23 protein-coding genes are annotated in these 18124 nt (G+C 43.1%); all 23 read right to left on the bottom strand.

Annotated elements, in window-relative coordinates; translation table 11 throughout:
• Positions 1 to 113 precede the first annotated feature (113 nt).
• The 23 genes from ccsA to QF041_RS00590 all read right to left on the bottom strand — a co-directional run bounded on the left by ccsA (position 114) and on the right by QF041_RS00590 (position 18121).
• Positions 114 to 1376: a cytochrome c biogenesis protein CcsA gene (gene ccsA, locus QF041_RS00700; RefSeq protein WP_307410742.1), complete on the bottom strand. Its 1263-nt coding sequence runs from the start codon at positions 1374 to 1376 to the stop codon at positions 114 to 116.
• On the bottom strand, positions 1373 to 3046 hold the full coding sequence (gene resB / locus QF041_RS00695; RefSeq protein WP_074095663.1) for a cytochrome c biogenesis protein ResB: 1674 nt from the start codon (positions 3044 to 3046) through the stop codon (positions 1373 to 1375). The genes ccsA and resB overlap by 4 nt, the downstream gene beginning before the upstream one ends.
• A gap of 14 nt (positions 3047 to 3060) precedes the next feature.
• Positions 3061 to 3588, bottom strand: coding sequence for a redoxin family protein (locus tag QF041_RS00690; protein ID WP_017687661.1), 528 nt, complete (start codon positions 3586 to 3588; stop codon positions 3061 to 3063).
• Between the two features lie 134 nt (positions 3589 to 3722).
• Complete coding sequence (locus tag QF041_RS00685) at positions 3723 to 4472, bottom strand: pseudouridine synthase (RefSeq protein ID WP_062835222.1); 750 nt, start codon at positions 4470 to 4472, stop codon at positions 3723 to 3725.
• Positions 4473 to 4667: 195 nt separating this feature from the next.
• Positions 4668 to 5486, bottom strand: coding sequence for a S1 family peptidase (locus tag QF041_RS00680; RefSeq protein WP_307410729.1), 819 nt, complete (start codon positions 5484 to 5486; stop codon positions 4668 to 4670).
• Between the two features lie 63 nt (positions 5487 to 5549).
• Positions 5550 to 6083: a spore maturation protein gene (locus QF041_RS00675; RefSeq protein ID WP_017687658.1), complete on the bottom strand. Its 534-nt coding sequence runs from the start codon at positions 6081 to 6083 to the stop codon at positions 5550 to 5552.
• A 6-nt stretch (positions 6084 to 6089) separates the two neighbouring features.
• Positions 6090 to 6716, bottom strand: coding sequence for a nucleoside recognition domain-containing protein (locus QF041_RS00670; RefSeq protein ID WP_036672256.1), 627 nt, complete (start codon positions 6714 to 6716; stop codon positions 6090 to 6092).
• A 31-nt stretch (positions 6717 to 6747) separates the two neighbouring features.
• Positions 6748 to 7935, bottom strand: a complete 1188-nt coding sequence (locus QF041_RS00665) for a D-alanyl-D-alanine carboxypeptidase family protein (RefSeq protein ID WP_307410724.1) — start codon at positions 7933 to 7935, stop codon at positions 6748 to 6750.
• A gap of 163 nt (positions 7936 to 8098) precedes the next feature.
• Complete coding sequence (locus QF041_RS00660; protein WP_307410721.1) at positions 8099 to 8902, bottom strand: sigma-70 family RNA polymerase sigma factor; 804 nt, start codon at positions 8900 to 8902, stop codon at positions 8099 to 8101.
• Between the two features lie 66 nt (positions 8903 to 8968).
• Positions 8969 to 9661 carry a lytic transglycosylase domain-containing protein gene (locus QF041_RS00655; protein WP_307410717.1) on the bottom strand — a complete coding sequence of 231 codons (693 nt, stop codon included), beginning with the start codon at positions 9659 to 9661 and terminating at the stop codon, positions 8969 to 8971.
• Positions 9662 to 9724: 63 nt separating this feature from the next.
• Positions 9725 to 9940: a hypothetical protein gene (locus tag QF041_RS00650; RefSeq protein WP_307410714.1), complete on the bottom strand. Its 216-nt coding sequence runs from the start codon at positions 9938 to 9940 to the stop codon at positions 9725 to 9727.
• Positions 9937 to 10311, bottom strand: a complete 375-nt coding sequence (locus QF041_RS00645) for a hypothetical protein (protein ID WP_307410711.1) — start codon at positions 10309 to 10311, stop codon at positions 9937 to 9939. The genes QF041_RS00650 and QF041_RS00645 overlap by 4 nt, the downstream gene beginning before the upstream one ends.
• Before the next feature lie 78 nt (positions 10312 to 10389).
• A complete protein-coding gene (locus QF041_RS00640) occupies positions 10390 to 10776 on the bottom strand; it encodes a hypothetical protein (protein WP_307410710.1) in 387 nt (128 codons plus the stop codon).
• A 136-nt stretch (positions 10777 to 10912) separates the two neighbouring features.
• Positions 10913 to 11479, bottom strand: a complete 567-nt coding sequence (locus tag QF041_RS00635; RefSeq protein WP_051447053.1) for a sigma-70 family RNA polymerase sigma factor — start codon at positions 11477 to 11479, stop codon at positions 10913 to 10915.
• 598 nt (positions 11480 to 12077) lie between these two features.
• On the bottom strand, positions 12078 to 12494 hold the full coding sequence (locus tag QF041_RS00630) for a Na-translocating system protein MpsC family protein (protein ID WP_307410707.1): 417 nt from the start codon (positions 12492 to 12494) through the stop codon (positions 12078 to 12080).
• Positions 12495 to 12728: 234 nt separating this feature from the next.
• The gene (locus QF041_RS00625; protein WP_076251186.1) at positions 12729 to 12926 is read right to left on the bottom strand and encodes a hypothetical protein; all 198 of its coding nucleotides are present in this window, start codon (positions 12924 to 12926) and stop codon (positions 12729 to 12731) included.
• On the bottom strand, positions 12895 to 13218 hold the full coding sequence (locus tag QF041_RS00620; protein WP_307410704.1) for a hypothetical protein: 324 nt from the start codon (positions 13216 to 13218) through the stop codon (positions 12895 to 12897). Before QF041_RS00620 ends, QF041_RS00625 begins: the two co-directional genes overlap by 32 nt.
• 156 nt (positions 13219 to 13374) lie before the next feature.
• Positions 13375 to 14169, bottom strand: coding sequence for a hypothetical protein (locus QF041_RS00615; protein WP_307410701.1), 795 nt, complete (start codon positions 14167 to 14169; stop codon positions 13375 to 13377).
• A gap of 12 nt (positions 14170 to 14181) precedes the next feature.
• Positions 14182 to 14583, bottom strand: a complete 402-nt coding sequence (locus tag QF041_RS00610; protein WP_307410698.1) for a hypothetical protein — start codon at positions 14581 to 14583, stop codon at positions 14182 to 14184.
• Complete coding sequence (locus QF041_RS00605; protein WP_307410695.1) at positions 14580 to 15317, bottom strand: hypothetical protein; 738 nt, start codon at positions 15315 to 15317, stop codon at positions 14580 to 14582. Before QF041_RS00605 ends, QF041_RS00610 begins: the two co-directional genes overlap by 4 nt.
• Before the next feature lie 12 nt (positions 15318 to 15329).
• Positions 15330 to 16121 (bottom strand): hypothetical protein, encoded by a 792-nt coding sequence (locus QF041_RS00600; RefSeq protein WP_307410691.1) that lies wholly within the window; start codon positions 16119 to 16121, stop codon positions 15330 to 15332.
• A 15-nt stretch (positions 16122 to 16136) separates the two neighbouring features.
• Positions 16137 to 17078 carry a hypothetical protein gene (locus QF041_RS00595; RefSeq protein ID WP_307410689.1) on the bottom strand — a complete coding sequence of 314 codons (942 nt, stop codon included), beginning with the start codon at positions 17076 to 17078 and terminating at the stop codon, positions 16137 to 16139.
• Entirely contained in the window at positions 17078 to 18121 is a 1044-nt protein-coding gene (locus tag QF041_RS00590) for a hypothetical protein (RefSeq protein WP_307410685.1), read from the bottom strand. The genes QF041_RS00595 and QF041_RS00590 overlap by 1 nt, the downstream gene beginning before the upstream one ends.
• Positions 18122 to 18124: the final 3 nt, after the last annotated feature.

The raw sequence follows: 18124 nt of genomic DNA, 5'->3' as shown, positions 1-18124 counted from the left end.
CCTCATCACTTCTATTATGTTCGATCTGGCGAACAATATTTGAATACCCTTCAATAAAAAGGTACGTTTGTGTTTCCCGCTTCTAAACTCAACCTTTGCAATACGAGTCTGTCCTAGTCCGCTCCAGCGTAAGAATGTAATCCAGCAATTACCAGATTCACCCCAACTAGCGTAAACATGACGACCAGGAAGCCAAGAACTGCAAGCCATGCAGACTTCTGACCTTGCCAACCTCTGGATAAACGCAAATGCAGATACACACTATAATATAGCCATGTAATCAATGCCCACACCTCTTTGGGGTCCCAACCCCAAAAGCGACTCCAGGCAATCTGAGCCCAGATCATGGCAAAGATTAATGCTCCCAGCGTAAATATCGGAAAACCAATGGCAATCGCGCGATAACTTATCTCATCCAGATCATCGGCATCGATTCCATCCATCATTGGCTGTAACGCTTGTCCAAGTGGTCTGCGCACAAGAAGTCGTACAATTCCATACAGGATCAGACCTACAATAAGTGACCAAACCACCGTATTCAGCTTACGCCCGGCATTTACCCCGTTCATCCAGGAAGGCGTCTCAAGTAAAGGTTTTTTCATACCAAGAAACGGTGTCATGCTCTCCACTTCGCTATTATATGGTGCAAAAATCGGAGGCATGCGATAAATCACTTTCTCTATTGTACTATTTTCCTGTACCTCTGTGTCAATGCTGACCGTTTTCTGTACAAAAACCGCCTCGTAACCAGCTGTACGAAAGGCAAATACCGTTCCGATGAATCCGATGACTACAACGATCGTAACCAGGGTGAATTCAACCCATCCTCGCTGACGTCTTGAAGACTTGTCTTTACCACTGAAATCAACCGTACGGAGCAAATACATGAACCCTGCGGCAAAACCCACGGCGAAGAATGCTTCACCAAGCGCGGCCAACGTCACGTGAATTTTCAGCCAGATGGACTGAAGCGCCGGGATTAATGGTTGTACCTCCTGAGGAAATACAGCGGCGTACGCCATAATAATAATGGTAAGTGGTAAGGCAAACAAACCCAGTAATGACTTGCGGTATATGGCATATACAACAATAAATGCAACCATGATCATCATGGACAGAAAAGACATGAACTCATACATGTTACTAACCGGGATATGACCTGCCCCAGCCCATCGGGTTACAAAAAATACGATATGTGCCGCCAAAGCGACAGTCGAAGCGATAAAAGCTCTTTTACCCCAGCGATTCATATGGTCCAGAGGATCACGATTACTCCATTTTTTGCCCATGACCGCGACAGCATATAACAAGAATGCAGCACAATAGAGAAAGAAAGATACGATAAATGCGTCGCTGCTGAAATCCAATAATCTCATGCCTGATTCCCCCCGTTATCCAACGACTTCTCTTCCACTTCCAGATTCATCTGTTTCAAGACGGCCGCAACTTCACGCCTGAAGCCAAACCAGTTTTTGTTGGTATGTCCACCCAAGGTGAGCTGTTTATCATCAAAACGAATCCAGATACGGCGATGATGCCAATAAAAACCCATGACCAGACCCAACATAACAATACCGGCTCCTACCCACACAAAAGGCATTGCCTTATCCACTCTTATATTGAGATAACTTACGGACTGAATAATATCGACCTTGTCCATGCTGTCTACTTCCAGCTGCAAAGGAATCTCAGCTCCAATCAGCTGTTGGTTAATCGCATCCTGTTGAAACCGTTGTTTATCAATCTGCTTTGCAAAGTACAGATATTGTATCCCCTCTTCGGGCAGATCCGGTCCCTTAATGAGAAAGAGAAAAGCAGGTGCATTAGGTGAAGGCGATTTTGATTTGGGCTGACCATTCTCATCCAATCCAAAGTCCATAAACTTTTCTTTTACCGTGAGCTTATAAGGACCAGCTTCAAATGTTCTTTGGGTATCTACCATATCGATCTTAATTGGCCCATATACTTCACCCGTCTTTGTATTGACCAGATCAGGCGTTACGGACCGAATGGTGGGTGTTAGATCATAATCAAACTGATATGCTTTCAGACCGTTATAATTCAATGGATGATTCACGCGTACATCATGTCTGGCCACCTCAGCTAACTGAGGTTTCTTCGAGAGATCCGAACAATCTGCTGTACATTCATACAATACAACTTTTGTTTCGAACAGTTTCGGAACGGTTTTATTGAGGTTACGGAATTGCTCAGGTACTTCTTCCTCACTGTAGAATTCAACATTAAACTGTTCATTTTGCAGATACATCGACGTATTCGGGATCTTTTTGATCTCACCTTCAGGAAAAGCGACATGCTCGTCCAGATTCAGACCAGGAAGCCCTCGTGCGAGTACCGCCAGCAAAAATATAATGAGTCCAATATGGATGACATATGGGCCCCATCGACTGAATCGCTGTTTCTCGGCGAGTAATGCATCCCCCTGGGTGTGCACGCGGTATCCTTTCTTTTTCAACGGCGTAACCGCTTTCTTAATCCAGTCTTCTGGTGCCTCTTCGATGGTACCTTGGTACACCAGACGCTGTCTTGTCAAAAATTGCGTATGCTTACGTATTCTCTGTTTATTCAGTGCTTTGTAGAGCGGTAGGACGCGATCCAGGCTGCATATCACCAATGATGCCCCAATCAGCACCAGCAGTAGAATAAACCACCAGGATTCGTATGTATGGGATAAACCCAACAGATAATAGATATGACCCAACTGACCGTATGTTTCTTTGTAATACACGGAAGGATCAATATTCAAGAATGTACTTTCTTGCGGATAGATTGTACCAAGCATAGAACCTACAAGCGTAAAAACAATCATATAGACGGCAATTTTAACGGAAGAAAAAAAGTTCCATATGCGGTCAATGATGTTGGGATTACTGCGCTGTGAACGGCGCGCCATGCCATCATAACGCATTTCCAGCACTTCATCTGATTTAGCTTCAGACTCCAGCAGCGGTTTCCCACATGCTTCACATAGTACAGTGCCTACCGGATTCTGGTGTCCGCACTCACATTTGGTATTTTGGAACACGAATAGACCTCCTATCAGGGCTGCTTCGCCAGTTGCGAAATTTGAGCGTCAAGTGTGTCCAAATCAAGTTGCCCGATATGAATGGTAGAGATTTTGCCCGTGTCGGATACAAAAAATGTCGTTGGCATCGGAGAGATCCCGAAATCACGAACCGAGTTTTTCTCACGGTCTAACATGATTGGAAACGTAACCCCAACCTGCCGAACAAAATTATCCACGGTCATCTGGTCTTCTCCAACATTAATCCCGACAAATTGTACTCCCTGGTCCTTCCATTTGTCAGCTTGCGCCTGAAGTGCAGGCATTTCTTTAACACAAGGTTCACACCATGTGCCCCAGAAATTGATCACCATCGCTTTTCCTTTGTACTCATCAGACGTATGAACTTGACCATCCAGGCCCAGCAGTTCAAAAGAAGGAGACTTGTCCCCTTCCTTTGGCTTGCCATTCGAGCCGGATACCGATGTAGTAATCGCATATCCGCCCAACACCAGGATCAATAACAAAATGACGATTTGCACCGTTCTTCTTGATTTCCCCATGTGCTGCTCCCCTTTTAAGTGACTGTAGCATTCGCATCTTATTGGTCTAAGACAACTGTGAACATCCTATGAACAATTATAGCGAATTTCGTCACAAAACTGCGGCGGTTTTATGAAAATTATGTGTCCTCACATTACCTTTTTTTCATTTTTTTGGCTGGTTCTGATTGTGCGAGGGTAATCAGGTTGTTGACTTCCTCTTTGGTCAGATTACGTGTCAGACCACGTTTCAGGTTTTGCAGCAAAATACCACCAAACGAAATCCGTTTCAGACGGGTTACCGGATGGTTGATTGCCTCGAACATACGTCTAACCTGACGGTTACGTCCTTCATAGATTGTAATAGAAATGACCGACTCATTGGCCGCTGTATCCACATCTTTGTACTCTACCTCTGCAGGAGCAGTCATGCCGTCATCCAGCATAATGCCTGTCTTTAATTTCTCCAGAGCTGTACCATGCGGCACACCTTTAACCGTTGCATGATACGTTTTGGGTACGTGATGCTTCGGATGCGTCAGCAAATGTGCAAACTCACCATCATTGGTGAGGATCAATAAGCCCTCTGTGTCATAATCCAGACGACCCACAGGATATACGCGTTCCTTGACACCTTTCAGGTAGTCGGATACAATTTTCCGACCTTCCGGGTCAGATGCACTTGTGATTACGCCTTTTGGCTTGTTCAACATCAAGTACACTTTTTTCTCACTGCGGATCGGTTTTCCATTAACCGTAATCATATCCTCTTCGGGGTTCGCTTTTGTACCCAGTTCGGTTACGACCTCCCCGTTAACTTCTACTTTGCCGGACAGGATTAGTTCCTCGCTCTTGCGGCGGGATGCAATGCCTGCCTGTGCGATAATTTTTTGTAATCTTTCCATGTTTGTCATGTCACCTCACACTAATGATACCCATCACGCAAGGAAATCACAAGGATAATCCAAGGATTTTGTAAACTGGCGACACGAATATGCATTTTAGGCTACCTTTCCTTTGAGATTGACGCAAAAAAAGCCTACCTTTACACGACCTGTTGAACACAGATGGCGTAAAGATAAGCCTTTTTCTCAAATCATTTAATTGGAAACTTTGCCGGCAACTGCAACCTGTTTTTTGGCAGGTTTGGTACTCTCTTTAATGAAAGTCTGCAATGTCTTGGAAGTAATATAATAGGTACGTCCACCGTACACAAATGTCATCATACCAATTACCCGGTTGTTCTGATCCAGAACAGGGCCACCTGAATTACCTTGTGCCATGGATTTCACAATACTGCCGATTCCCTTTTTACCTGGAACGTCCGAAGCTTGGGAACTGAACACTCTGCTTTTGGCTATCGTATTGTAGGTTAAAGGAAAATCTTCATCCAGGATGACAAGATCACCAGCAGGATTTTTGGGGAATCCAATCGTATAGACAACCTGGTTATCCCTTGCATTTGCAAATGCGACCGGTTGGGCGTCTATTTCCTTGTCCAGCTTCAGCAGTGCCATGTCTGTGACCGGATCTGTCTTAATAATCTTCGCCTTTATAGGCTTACTAAGGGAACCCGGGCTCGCAACAGTCAGTGTACCTTCATCACCATCAGACAGTTCAGCAAAACTCTGAACGACATGGTAATTCGTGAGCACTTCATCCTTCGAGATCAGTATCGAGGTACCAACATCATAATATACCATATCGGGTTCATCCTGCTTGACCAAACGTACATTCACGACTGGAAAAGAATCTGCCGTAACTGCCATTTGTGCACGCAGCTGTTTGTCGAAGTAACCTGTAAAATGTATTGTCTGAACGGATTGAGCCGCCACCAGCCCCGTTGAACCCGCGAGCATTGCAATAGCAAGCACGCCTGTCATTCCGACACGGAGCATTCGTTTCCAACTCTTCTGCATGTCTCACTCTCCTCCGCTATTATTCTAGCATATCTAATATATCGGAAGGAAAGGAGATATCTTTTAACCAAAAACGAGCAAACAAATGGCGAGGGCAGCAATAAAACCAACAACATCGGAAAACAACCCTACTTTGAGTGCATACCGACCGTTCCTTATGCCTACAGCTCCAAAATAAACAGTCAGCACATATAACGTGGTGTCTGTACTTCCCTGAATCGTAGATGCCATACGTCCAATCATGGAGTCAGGGCCATGGGTTTTGATCAGATCGGTTGTAAACGCCAGAGAGCCTGTCCCCGTTAAAGGACGCAGTATTCCGAGTGGCAACACTTCCCCTGGAACACCCATCCATGACACAAGTGGAGCGAACAGGCTAATCACAAAATCCAGTGCACCCGAGGCACGAAATACGCTGATTGCGACCATCATGCCCACGAGATGCGGAATAATACTAATTGCAGTAGAGAATCCATCCTTGGCCCCATCAACAAAGGATTCGTAAACCGGAACCTTTTTGGTAAACGCATATAATGGAACAAACGCGATAATAACCGGGATGGCCCAGACGGAGATCCAGTTGATGAAGGTTAACAAAGCTGCTCATCCTTTCATGCCGGGATTGCCACTTTTCTGTATGCGCGGCGGTTTGTGTAATGCCCTGTTCCGATACCAGCGATCGGCGATTATAGCAGCAAGTGTAGCGATAATGGTAGCCATCAATGTTGTTCCCACAATCTCTGTTGCATTGGCAGAATGATAGTTTAAGCGGATGGCGATCAGCGTCGTCGGAATAATGGTAATACTAGCCGTATTCAGAGCCAGTAAGGTGCACATCGCAGGAGAAGCGGTTTGTTTGTCCGGATTAAGCTCCTGCAGCTGTTGCATGGCTTTGATTCCCATCGGTGTAGCCGCATTTCCTAGTCCCAGCAAATTGGCACTCATATTGGAGAGAATATAACCCATCGCCGGATGATTTTTGGGCACATCGGGGAACAAAAAACCCACAACCGGACCGAGCAGCTTGGCAATACGAGCCAGTAGACCCGCATCTTCAGCCATTTTCATCATGCCCATCCAGAACACAAGCACACTAATCAGTCCAAAACAGACCGTGACTCCCGTTGCCGCCCCATCAAAAGCAGCTTGCGTGACCACTTCGATATTGCCGTTGACGGCTGCAAAAGCAAATCCGATTAAAATCATGAGCAGCCAAATTAGATTAATCATGGATTATATCCTCCCTTCAATGACGATTTAGCTAAGGAGACAACAGGTGGCTTAACACGGCACGCCATGCAGCTGCCCAGGAAGAGACATCACCGATTCCACCCAGCGTTGCATCTTCTGTCTTCGGTTCAGGAGGAATATAACTGCCTTTGCGATACACCGGAATTGAGCCAACAAGTTTGCCGTCAAGCTGCATATCAATGCGACCTGCCAATCCGAACGAAGGATCTGTCGATTGTTCCTTACCTTCCGTTTCCGACTGTCCTCGATTTTCGTGTAGTATCAGTTTCTTGGTCAATGAGCCTTGTTCACTCTTAGCCAGTGGGTACCAAAATCCCCGGCCCGTAACGACATCTGTATTTTGCACAGGCTGTTCTTGCTTGGCGACCTCTACCAACGGGAAGTACTCAAACCCGAAATCTAGCATCCGAGCATGATCGTTCCAATCGTTTCCGTCGTTCAGCGTTACCGCTGCGAGCTGCTGTCCGTTACGTGTAGCGGAGCTGACCAAACATCTGAAAGCTTTTTTTGTGTAGCCGGTTTTCACTCCATCCGCACCTTCATACATCCGCAGCATTTTATTTTTATTGTGCCAGGAGTATTCCCAGCTTTCATTGGGGTTCGGTGCGGATTTGTCCTCTGTGGCTACGATGCGTTTGAACACCGGATTGTGCAAGGCATATGCCGTTAATCGGGCCAAGTCATTGGCTGTAGAATAGTGACCTTCTGCATCCAGTCCATGAGGGTTCATAAAATGGGAATGCGTCAGACCGATTTGCTCCGCCTTTTTGTTCATTAACAGGACAAAGCCTTCTTCCGATCCACCTACATGTTCCGCTATTGCAGAGGCCGCGTCATTGCCTGAACGGAGCATTAGCCCGTACAACATGTTCTCCAGCGTCATCTCTTCACCTAACTTGAGATAGAGAGATGATCCTTCTTTGGCAAAAGCAGTGGGCGTCACTTTAACTTTTTCATCCAGCTTGCTGTGTTCAATCGCAACGATTGCCGTCATGATTTTGGTCAAACTGGCAATTCGCAGTTCCTTATCCCCATCTTTGCTGTATAAGATCCGGCCTGATGTCACATCAATGAGAGAAGCGCTTTGCGCATGTGTAGACGGACCTTGAATTGTTGCCTGGGCTTGAGTAACCCCAAATGAAGACAGCAAGAAGACAGGGATAAGCATGCATGCAATGACTTTCGTTATTTTTCGCATCGATTCATTCCTCCGGGTCACTTGGAATCTTGTACTATCTTATGTCCGGACAACTTGGAGTATGTCCCATAGGGCAAAAACAGCAAAAATCCCTCACGCTTGGATGCGGGAGGGACGTTATGTATGAGACGTTTATATAAGATATGAAGGGCTGAGATGACGATCATGCCTGATCCCTTTTATCCAGCATTTTAGCTACTTTTCGCATAATTCTAGAGACCCTCATCTGGCTAATGTCTTCCATATCTGCTGTCTGAGTTTGATTAAATCCTTCTACACGATGCTTCAGTACAGTCACTTCTTTTTCACTAAGCTTACGCTTGACCGAATCAATAACCGCATCAACGTATAACTTGTCCAGAATACCTTCTTCAATATTCTCCCCGCTATAGATGGTATCCATCAATGTCACGGATTGAGTTTGTTGATCATCAGCCCCTACAGGCTCATCCAAGTACTTCACACCTTTACCCACCTGAAGTGCTTTGTTGATCTTATCTTCCTCCTCATCCAGTAGCAATGCGATTTCATGTGCTGGTGGCAGATAGCCCATATCATGCTCAAGTCGATTGATCCGGTTGATTAATTCCGTAGCTGTACGAGTTGGACGAATAATGCTTGCACTATCTCTTAGAAAACATCTGATTTCTCTGACAATCGCAGTGACAGCAAACGAACTAAATTTCACGCCACGCCCCGTATCAAACGCCCTAATCGCTTTGATGAATCCCAGACGGCCCAGTTGGAGAATATCATCCTTCTCTACACAATGATTCTTAATAATCATTTCGGGCTTTCCAATATACTTATGAACGGAATGCCAAATCAGATTCTCATTGACCAGAATACAATCCCCGAGGAAATGCTCATCGAGCTTACAACGTTCAATATTATCTACGTCATCCATTGTGTAATGCTTCTTATCTACCTGCAAATTCGTGCTAATATGTTCTGGAAATTTTCCCATTTGGATCTCCCTATGTAAAATTGATAAACGATCTTATAGTATTAAGACTCTATTGTTAACTGATGTTTATTGACCTTTTTTGATTATTCCAAGCATCTTGTTATGATGCTCCTTCACTTGATTGTAGTACCAGGGGCGAGCCTTTCCCTTATCTACATTGCCCTCCCCCTGATTGTACGCAATGGTTGCCGTACGAAGATTTCCGTCGTACTTATCCATAAGATATTCCAAGTATATAATGCTTGTCCTGATATTCGTTTCAGGCTGATGTAGCTCCTGTTTGCTCACTCCAAACGATTTCGCTGTGCTAGGAAGAATCTGAAGTAAACCAATCGCTCCATGGGATGATACACTTTCCTCTAACATCCGGCTCTCTTGCCACATCATAGCCAGAATCCAGACGGAATCGATATCCGTATCCTTCGAATATTTAACTACCCACCTCACATACTTCAGCAGCTTTGCCCGGCTCACTGTTTTCTCATGGTGGAGTTCTATATACTGCTCAAGCATATCCGTCATTTGTATGTACGCAGGAGCAACAGATTTAACTTGTTTCTGTTGTTTCTCTTGCTTTTCTTGCTTCGTTGGCTTTACTTGCTTTATCTGCTCTTCTTGTGTTACTTCCTTTAATCTCTTGGAGTCAAGCGCTTCTTCGCCGATCGGTTTGTAATTTCCTAATGCTGATAGACTCCCGTATTGCGAAGCTAATATCACAACAGCAATAACAATACCTATTACTCTTTCTAAAGTGAGCAACAGATTCGCCCACCTCCTTACTGAAAGCCTCTATATTATAGAAGGAATAATCTCATACATACGTTAGGATTGGTCTTGTTCACTTGGCTGATATACAATGATTGCTGCAAATTCCAACGTGTTACTGGATGGTTCAACAGTGGAGGTAAACTCCAGTCCGGTAACGAACGTGTGTGGTTTGGATAACATCCATGTGTTGATTAATTTTTCCACACCTGCAGCGCTAGCGGAAACAAACGTTTTTACAGCTAAATCCGAGGCGTAGTTTAACACCTTCATTGCTCTTCACCAGATGAGTCTTGTTCCTCTTCCTTTTTCTCTTCAATGAGTTGATTAAACTCCTCTTCGGTCAGTTCATGAATCTCCAATTCGTAAGCACTTGTCAGAATGTACCCCATACCATCCGTTAAATGAACGTTATAAAATGTTTGTGGTTCTTCATGAAAGGTACCCTCTTCGTAGTTGAATCCAATAACGGCTTTTTCGTAACCAGCTACACGACCAGCAAACCATACGTTGGCTTTTGTTGTTGCGCCAGTTGGCGTCTGGACTTCATGCATATTGGTCGGCGCGTGGATATACTTCCCAATCATACTGACTACGATTTCTTCCGTTAATTTATCTTCTTTTGCTTTGATCATATGTGTCATTGAATTATTCCTCCATTAGTTAAAGTCTAGCGAATATTCTTGCCCTTACATTCTCTATACGTGTTATCGGAGCGGCAGTTAAATTGGAGCCACAGATGAAGTATTGGTTTCGCTGCTTAGGACCATATAGTTCGTCCGCATATGGTGTACAGCCACGTCCAGATCAGCCACTCGTTTGGAGACAAAATCTTCGATGACAGGCTCCAATGGCCTGAAACCTACACCCAAGATCGGTTTTTTATGTATATAAGCATGATGTATGATCACAATATCAGTAGAGGTCAAATGATCCATTTCAAGATTAACCAAGACAGCATCAGCCTGTACCACTACTTTCTCAATGATCAAGGCATACTCCCTGTTGCTTAAATCAGAAGCTGTCGAAGAATCATGACTTGCCCAAGCGATATCCGAATACCCCTCTAGACGCTTCACAGAAAATCCTAAAACCACCACACTAAGCATTCTTGTTCCGCCTTTCTTTCTGTACTAATCTCTCTATACGACATAAAAAAGCACCCAGTTAAGGGTGCTCTCTCTATTCTATGTAGGTTACTGAATCTATCTTCATCAAACTTAGGCTATTAATTGCCACTTATGACTACAATGCTTCGTATTTCTCACGAATCGCTTTCCATAACTGGGATATACGTGCCTTGGATACACCTAACATTCCTGCAATCTCTACAAATTCATACCCCGAAGTCCGAAGCTTAAAGATTTGTTTCTCACGTTCGTTCAGCCTCATATTTTCCATAATATCTGTTACAAACTCAAAATTCTCATAAGCAAACCCAGCATGACCAAGCGCTAATGCGATGTCTGAGCTTTCCGATTCATCGCCACCACCCTGATCCGTGCACATAATCTGTACAGCGTTAACCACACTGAGATTTTTCTCAGACATGCACTTGCGGTACATGTCCTTGATTTTATTTTCGATAAGGTGATCAACAAACGTCGACATTTTCGCTTTTTCAGCGTCATATTTGTCCAAGGAGTTAACTAATTTGATCATAATCTCCTGGGTCACATCTTCTTTCTCCATCCCGGCAAACGTTTTACCTCTAAGCTTGTGACGACACTTCTCCTGAGCTTTATTCAGGAACATGTCTATATCCCCAATCTCAAATAAATCATCAAAACCCATAGCAGTTGTAGCAGACATTATACATTTCCCCCATTAACTATTTAATTATTAGTAGTTCGTATTCTTTCTTCACAATCTAGACGCTATCCAGCATGATCTTACTCTACATTCCCGCTATTGCTCCCGAAATCTCATATAACATATGTAGTCTTGTTACACACAATTGAAGCTCATAAGCCTAATTACATACAAACGATCAAGAAATCCCCCTTTGATCCGCCTCCCCATTCCCATCCTATTACATTCAGAATAACAAATACGAACTAATGTTCGCAACTTTTATTTATTTCGTTCGCTTATATGCCTTTTACTGACTATATACGAAGTATAGGGTGAAAGGTAAAGCAGCATTTTTTACAAACAAAAAGACCAACACAGAGCGCACCACTGGAAAATACCAAAATGGTGGAATGTGTCGGTCTTGGTCTGACATCTATTTCGTCCCAATTACCGAAGATATGGCCTTCAAGTTCTTTAACAAGGTTACAGGCTTCGTCAAGATTATTAATCTATTCGATCGCCATAAGGGTAGTATAAGGAAATATGTAGGATATTGTCAACAACAAAAATTAGTTCCTAAGAACCTGTCCAGTATTCAAACGTTATTTCATAGGTCTTAAGGCATGTTAATCTCATCACTTTTCAGTAGCACTTCAACATCCTTGTTCATCTTGAAGACTGTAATCTGCTCTGCAAAATCATGACCAAAAAATGTTGTTTCGATGTCTTCGATCTTCAGACCCATGTTGATATAGGAGAAAACGGGGTTGAAATCTTCTCTCATCATATGTGCTAGCTTCATCTTGTATTCGGCGAAAATTTGACTTGAGTGTGATTGCATATGTTCCAGCATGAACGCTTCAGGCTTGGTGAATTTTGCTGTAAACTTTAAGATGATAAAATGATTCATGATAGAGACTCTGGTATCTACCGGCCCGCGTTCAGTAAAATCTTTTCTTATTCTGGATGCCAACTTTGCGAGCTCTCTTTCCAAGTCTTTTATCTCAATGTCCCATCCCTCCTTGCCAATCATCCTGACCCCTTCTACTGCCCCTGAACATATGAATTCAACCTAGTTTAATCAAAACTGCTTGTACAAGACAAGTTTCAATGGATGCATTAAATCAAGTCACTATCAACTTTACATGAAAAAGGAATAGACCCCAGAACTAGGCTTGGGGTATATCACTTTATTAACTATATTTTATAATTATTCAAATAAATTAGCAGTTAGTGCTGAAAAGCTAACATTAGTTAGCTTTTACGCTTAATTTATCATTTCATTGGTGAGCTCTATTTTGAGCAGGCTAAACGCAACCAGGTTCAAAACGACATTGGCACCATAGTCTCTTTCTATCAAATCGAACGCTTCTTCCGTGGCTCCAACCAGATCCTCCTTATCCGAGGTCATCTCGGTAGTGACAATTTCCTCATCATTCAGTGCAAAGGTCAGCCTGTACAGCATCTGTATTCCCCTCCTTAGAGGTCAATTCAATATTTCTCACATCGGTAAGATCAATGATATGAACCACATCGTCTGTATCTTCCAACGTAATCGATTTCCCCTCGTTCTTGTGTTTGGTGAATAGTCGGCGATATTCTTGCTTAACCTCATCCGCAGTTAACGGGATTTCGCGTACGACCTTATCCGAATCTTTCTCTTTCTGTTGTAATCTAGGATTATCTTCTATCCAGTTCACCGTTTTTTTCTTCCCACTTCCCTTGAAATAGAAATGAGCAGTAAGTTCAATATTCATCGTACACTACCTCCCGGAATAATTACGTTCTCATACTACTTTCTCTATACGTCTTGATCAGCTAAGTGTTAATGCTAATCTTCATATGCAGATGTGGATTTCATAAATTATTTCGTTGTAAAAGGAAAAAAGGACAGCATATGCTATCCTTCCGTATTAGTATTTCTTAACCGCTATACGATTGCCGTATGAGTCATATATATATTTGAAGTTGTTTTGAACAGGTGTTGTTCCCAACCTGGTGATGGACTTGGTCACCAATCTTCCCTCATCATCATACTGATAAACGACATCAACCAAAGTAGGAAGCTGCACGAAGTCCAGGCCGTCATATCGATATATCTCACCAATCGAAATGACCAAGAAGGAATCATCCTGTGCATAACCTTCTGGAGAAGCCGGCATGGTAAGTACAGGTTCTCTAACCAGCTGCTCGGTGTAGTTGTCTGTAACGACTTGTCGAATAACTCTTCCCTGATTGTCAAAAGCAAAATATGTAACCACATCCGTATAATCTACCAAATCGCTGATCGATTCCCACGGATCAATGATATTCAGGCGTTTTCGTTCACCCCAAGTCATGCTCACATGTGTTTCTCCATCGCTGATCATATCGGCACTATGGAAATCTGGATGCTCGTATACCATGACCTCCAACCCGTTAACTGTGAGGATGCCATTGGATTTATAGCTAACATTAGATCCCGTAAGACGTGTATATTCTTCGCCATACATATATAATGTTGGCAAATTTTGATTACTTTCATCCGTGAGTACGGCATAAATAGCTTCCGGAGTCCCTTGTGGGGAAAGGTCTTTTTTTGCATTTACTGTTGTAATCGTACCTAATGCAATCTTGTCCAATCGAGCATCTAGAGTCCCGCTATCTTCCCTGGCTTCCTTGATCTCGTTTGAAAGCTTGACCACTTTACCATAAGTAATGATATCCATGATCGTTGTCTCCTATCTGACCGTCAAACCCGTTACTTCAATGGTAAAACCTGAAGCCACGGAACCTGGGTTAATGATTTCAAAATGGAAATGGGATGTACCATCCTTATCGTCATAAGGTAAATCCACATTGTCGTATATCCCGTCTATGAAGTTTCCTGTACTGAATTCTGCTGTATTAAAGTATAAAATTTGGGCTTTCATTTTGTCTGCACTATCAAGTATATGAAGCTCCACATTCGTTTCTACGGTTGGGATAACACGTACCGTCTTAATCAGAAAACGCGGGCTTTCCATGGGGAGCGAAACGATTAATGTTTCCCCCCCACCGTTTAGTGCTTTAACTACATGAGACAATTCTACCTGTTTATACACATCTTTCAGCTCCTGCATAATTCGCCATGTTTTGTTCATTGCCCTGGCCTCCTCCGAACTGGAATATAGGTAGCAGGGTACCTTCGTGGCAATATCGTGGTTGGTACAGTTGGATCTATATTGCCTCCTTGACCAGAAAGATGCCCCTTGAGATTTTCCATTTCGCTATGATGTAGATGACTTACAATATAATGAAGTGGTGTGCGCTCTGATGAGGCTAGTCTTCTTCTACCTACTACATAGGAACGAATAACTCCCCTAAATGAATCCTCGGATGGAAAAACGAAATTGGTGATATGTACCCAGCGACCATTCGTTAACCTAGTTAAAGAGCCTCGATCACCTGCTCTTCCTAGTCTACCTGCAAATCTGGTTCCTGGTGTGTTGTGTGTTGGTAGATAACCCGTAGTACCATAAATACTTAATTCTTTGCTAAGGCTTACGATTATTCCATGCGTGTCGGTAAGCATAAGACGTCCGTTGTAGAATTGCGGAAGGTCTGCTTGGTCGTACCCCCAGATGGAATAAATGTGATGTTCGGATGGGTTGTTTGGGACAGGATGCTGAAGTTCTCCAACCTGAAAGGTATACTGTACTCCTACTCCCTTAATCTGACCTGCCATACCTAAGGTTTTGCTCGTATACAGGGACAATCTTTGCGTTGCCATGGAACGATATTGACCCTGAGTGTATGTGTAAAGTACTCCTGAATCATGTTGCCTGCCTGCCCGATGAGGTGTATAGATTGTACTTTCTGTCCCTGCTACAGCCATACTCTTCCTCCTCTACTGCATCAATACGGCTACGGTGTTTCCCGGTAGGAGGCTTGAACCTCCTGTTGTCAATGAATATACTTTGTAAGTCTTATTTGCTACTGTAATTTCATCCCCGTGGCTTACACCTGCTGCTGGTGCAAAGTAAATATCATGTAGTTCGCCTCGTGGGCCTTCTGCATTATTAGCCATAATACACGGTGAGAGATGATAGAGTGCGCCCCAACCCGGGTTGGTCGGAACCATTGCTGAATAAGATTTGTACACATTATTGGTCTGAATGTTATCCAGATCCTTAACTGTACGAATACCATTGAATCCCTGGTAGCTTACTCCGATCCCTTGAGCACCCGAGTGATTTTCTTGGGAATAGCGATACATAAGACCGAAATACCCCAAATTGGATATCCCTGTTACCGAGTTCACATCCCCCGCCAACCACATAATTACACGATCTGCTGTAACTGATACCTGGTAGTCTGTTAAGAGGTTGGAATCAACAACAGATGTATGGCAGTAGAAATTCCGTGTAGTAAACATTTTTCCTTCCGGAATACTCCCGTCAGCAAGTAATATATCTTCTGCTGAAGTTACCGTGATGTAGTTGCCGTTTAATTCCTTGGTATTTCCTTTCTCAAACTTAATAAATAACTTATCTTTTCCTGTTGAGCCCACTGATTTAATGACGAGGATACCCGATGTTTCAAAATAGATCGACCAAGGCGAGGATGCAATTCCCTTGAAGCCATTAATTAATGCTTGAAATAACAGATTCATTTTGACTTTACCACTGAAGAATGACATGTATAGAAAACCTCCTTATATCTTAAATAGAATGACTCGTTGCCCACCCATGACGTTGTTGCTACCGAAGAAGCAAGGAACGCAGTAGCGTATCCCCCCTAATGAGGTGTACCATCGAGTATAATTCGTGTTATACGGCATCTGTTGATCCACGACATGAAATACGTAATATTTGTTTTCTCCCAAATCTAGAATTGAACCATCCGGGTGCTGAGAAGCATCCTTCAGGCAAGCAGCATATACATCTGGAAATTGTCCCCTAACTCCTTCTGCTGGATTGAATACCATAAAGGGATTAACATAGTATCTCCCCCCTACACCTGGAGAAGTAAGTTGAGCGTCAGTAGTAAAATTATAATATTCGTACTTAGTTCCATTTCGGGATTTTCGCACAATCCCTCTACCAACATTATTGTCACCATATGTAGCTGCACTGTTATTACTCACATTGGAAGGCATGTGTGTGAATATCCCAACAAAATCATTTGCAATTGCTGGATCTTCAGGCTCTAGTGGAGCAAGTCTACCCATATAGATACGAACTGGGTAGGCATAATTAATGTTACTTTGATACTCTCCATGGATAAAAATCCCATCTTTTGTAGTGAATAAAGTCCATTTGTAGGTTATGTTGTAGTTACCCGTATCACAAGAAAATGGGGTATCCGTCATCTGCTTATCCTGAGAATCCAAATGAATATCCGCTCTTGGTGATAAATTGCTGTTGATACCCCATCGAATCGTAGCACCATTATTGGTTTGGATCGCCATCGTCAATTCAAGGCTTCGATCAATCAAATTCGTAAAAACTACATTTCCCCAATTACCACCACCGCTAACTGCTCCAGCAGCATATTTTTTCACTTCCCACCATGAGTCCCCTGCCATCTGTAACTCAGCGGTGTTTGAAAACTCGGATATCGTACTCACCCATGAATATCGTTTAGGTACTGCCATTACTTAGACCCCTCCGTTGGTAATTCGAATAAAATTGCTCTCTGTCCATCTCCCAAGAGCGTGTTGCTGTCAAAGAAGTAGGGTTGAATATATCTAGTCTGACCTGAGATGTCGACCCAATATTTGTAACTTGTCGGTTGTTGTTGATCGGTAACGTGAAATACATGGTACCTTTTACCATCCAGATCAATCATGGATCCGTCTGGATGTTGGTTAGCATCTTTAAATACTGCAGACCTCATTTGTTGAAATTCACCTCGTACTCCTTCCTTAGGTTGAAACACATACCAAGGGGAAACAAAATAGCGATTTCCTGAACCAGGAGATGTAGCTTGGGCACTAGTACAAAAGTTATATAATTCGTACTTTTTGTTATTACGGGAAGTTCTGACTACCCCTCTACCAACACTGTATAAATTATTATTTGCCCAGTTAGTATCATTTCCAATAGGTGCATGAGAGAATATACCAACAAAATCATTCTTTATAGCTGGGTCTTCTTTTTCATAAGATGTAACATTTCCCATATATAACCTAAACGGATAAGCGTTTCCTATATTTGTAATAGCTTCTCCAAAAATAAATATAGCTTCTTTCAAGGGGAACACGGTCCATTTATATGTGATATTCAAAGTTACATTATTAGACGAAGTATGGAAGGGGATATTACTTTCTTCTCCAATAGCAAGTGAAACATCTGGGTAAGGCTCCTCTCCAACAGTAGGACGGTTTAAACCACACCTTAATTGGTAACCAAAAGTAGTCCATCCATACGAAACAGAAAGGTTTAGACTCAAAGTGAAAAATAGCGAAGCATCATTTATATTCTCAAGTGTCACCGCACCCAGAGGATTAGAATATGGCTGATTCTGTGAATTGTAGGCCTTCGGCTGAGAATACGGATCTTTAGGATAATAAGTCACTTTCCAGTTGACATCTTCATATGGATAAGTATTCATCTCCTTTGCCAATGTACTCAAAAAATTGGTCACGGTGCTCGTGAACTCGTACCGTCTAAACCCCTGTACCACTGTTGCTGTCATGCG

The sequence above is a fragment of the Paenibacillus sp. W2I17 genome (assembly GCF_030815985.1).
In the GTDB taxonomy this organism is placed as follows: Bacteria; Bacillota; Bacilli; order Paenibacillales; family Paenibacillaceae; genus Paenibacillus.
Note: the sequence above shows the minus strand (reverse complement) of the source record. Positions and strands in the feature narration are given on the sequence as shown.

What these genes read in the sequence shown, in the direction of transcription:
- ccsA (WP_307410742.1), bottom strand. Translation starts at nt 1,376, where the DNA reads ATGAGATTATTGGATTTCAGCAGCGACGCATTTATCGTATCTTTCTTT.
- QF041_RS00690 (WP_017687661.1), bottom strand. Translation starts at nt 3,588, where the DNA reads ATGGGGAAATCAAGAAGAACGGTGCAAATCGTCATTTTGTTATTGATC.
- QF041_RS00685 (WP_062835222.1), bottom strand. Translation starts at nt 4,472, where the DNA reads ATGGAAAGATTACAAAAAATTATCGCACAGGCAGGCATTGCATCCCGC.
- QF041_RS00680 (WP_307410729.1), bottom strand. Translation starts at nt 5,486, where the DNA reads ATGCAGAAGAGTTGGAAACGAATGCTCCGTGTCGGAATGACAGGCGTG.
- QF041_RS00670 (WP_036672256.1), bottom strand. Translation starts at nt 6,716, where the DNA reads ATGATTAATCTAATTTGGCTGCTCATGATTTTAATCGGATTTGCTTTT.
- QF041_RS00665 (WP_307410724.1), bottom strand. Translation starts at nt 7,935, where the DNA reads ATGCGAAAAATAACGAAAGTCATTGCATGCATGCTTATCCCTGTCTTC.
- QF041_RS00660 (WP_307410721.1), bottom strand. Translation starts at nt 8,902, where the DNA reads ATGGGAAAATTTCCAGAACATATTAGCACGAATTTGCAGGTAGATAAG.
- QF041_RS00650 (WP_307410714.1), bottom strand. Translation starts at nt 9,940, where the DNA reads ATGAAGGTGTTAAACTACGCCTCGGATTTAGCTGTAAAAACGTTTGTT.
- QF041_RS00645 (WP_307410711.1), bottom strand. Translation starts at nt 10,311, where the DNA reads ATGACACATATGATCAAAGCAAAAGAAGATAAATTAACGGAAGAAATC.
- QF041_RS00640 (WP_307410710.1), bottom strand. Translation starts at nt 10,776, where the DNA reads ATGCTTAGTGTGGTGGTTTTAGGATTTTCTGTGAAGCGTCTAGAGGGG.
- QF041_RS00635 (WP_051447053.1), bottom strand. Translation starts at nt 11,479, where the DNA reads ATGTCTGCTACAACTGCTATGGGTTTTGATGATTTATTTGAGATTGGG.
- QF041_RS00630 (WP_307410707.1), bottom strand. Translation starts at nt 12,494, where the DNA reads ATGATTGGCAAGGAGGGATGGGACATTGAGATAAAAGACTTGGAAAGA.
- QF041_RS00625 (WP_076251186.1), bottom strand. Translation starts at nt 12,926, where the DNA reads ATGCTGTACAGGCTGACCTTTGCACTGAATGATGAGGAAATTGTCACT.
- QF041_RS00620 (WP_307410704.1), bottom strand. Translation starts at nt 13,218, where the DNA reads ATGAATATTGAACTTACTGCTCATTTCTATTTCAAGGGAAGTGGGAAG.
- QF041_RS00615 (WP_307410701.1), bottom strand. Translation starts at nt 14,169, where the DNA reads ATGGATATCATTACTTATGGTAAAGTGGTCAAGCTTTCAAACGAGATC.
- QF041_RS00610 (WP_307410698.1), bottom strand. Translation starts at nt 14,583, where the DNA reads ATGAACAAAACATGGCGAATTATGCAGGAGCTGAAAGATGTGTATAAA.
- QF041_RS00605 (WP_307410695.1), bottom strand. Translation starts at nt 15,317, where the DNA reads ATGGCTGTAGCAGGGACAGAAAGTACAATCTATACACCTCATCGGGCA.
- QF041_RS00600 (WP_307410691.1), bottom strand. Translation starts at nt 16,121, where the DNA reads ATGTCATTCTTCAGTGGTAAAGTCAAAATGAATCTGTTATTTCAAGCA.
- QF041_RS00595 (WP_307410689.1), bottom strand. Translation starts at nt 17,078, where the DNA reads ATGGCAGTACCTAAACGATATTCATGGGTGAGTACGATATCCGAGTTT.
- QF041_RS00590 (WP_307410685.1), bottom strand. Translation starts at nt 18,121, where the DNA reads ATGACAGCAACAGTGGTACAGGGGTTTAGACGGTACGAGTTCACGAGC.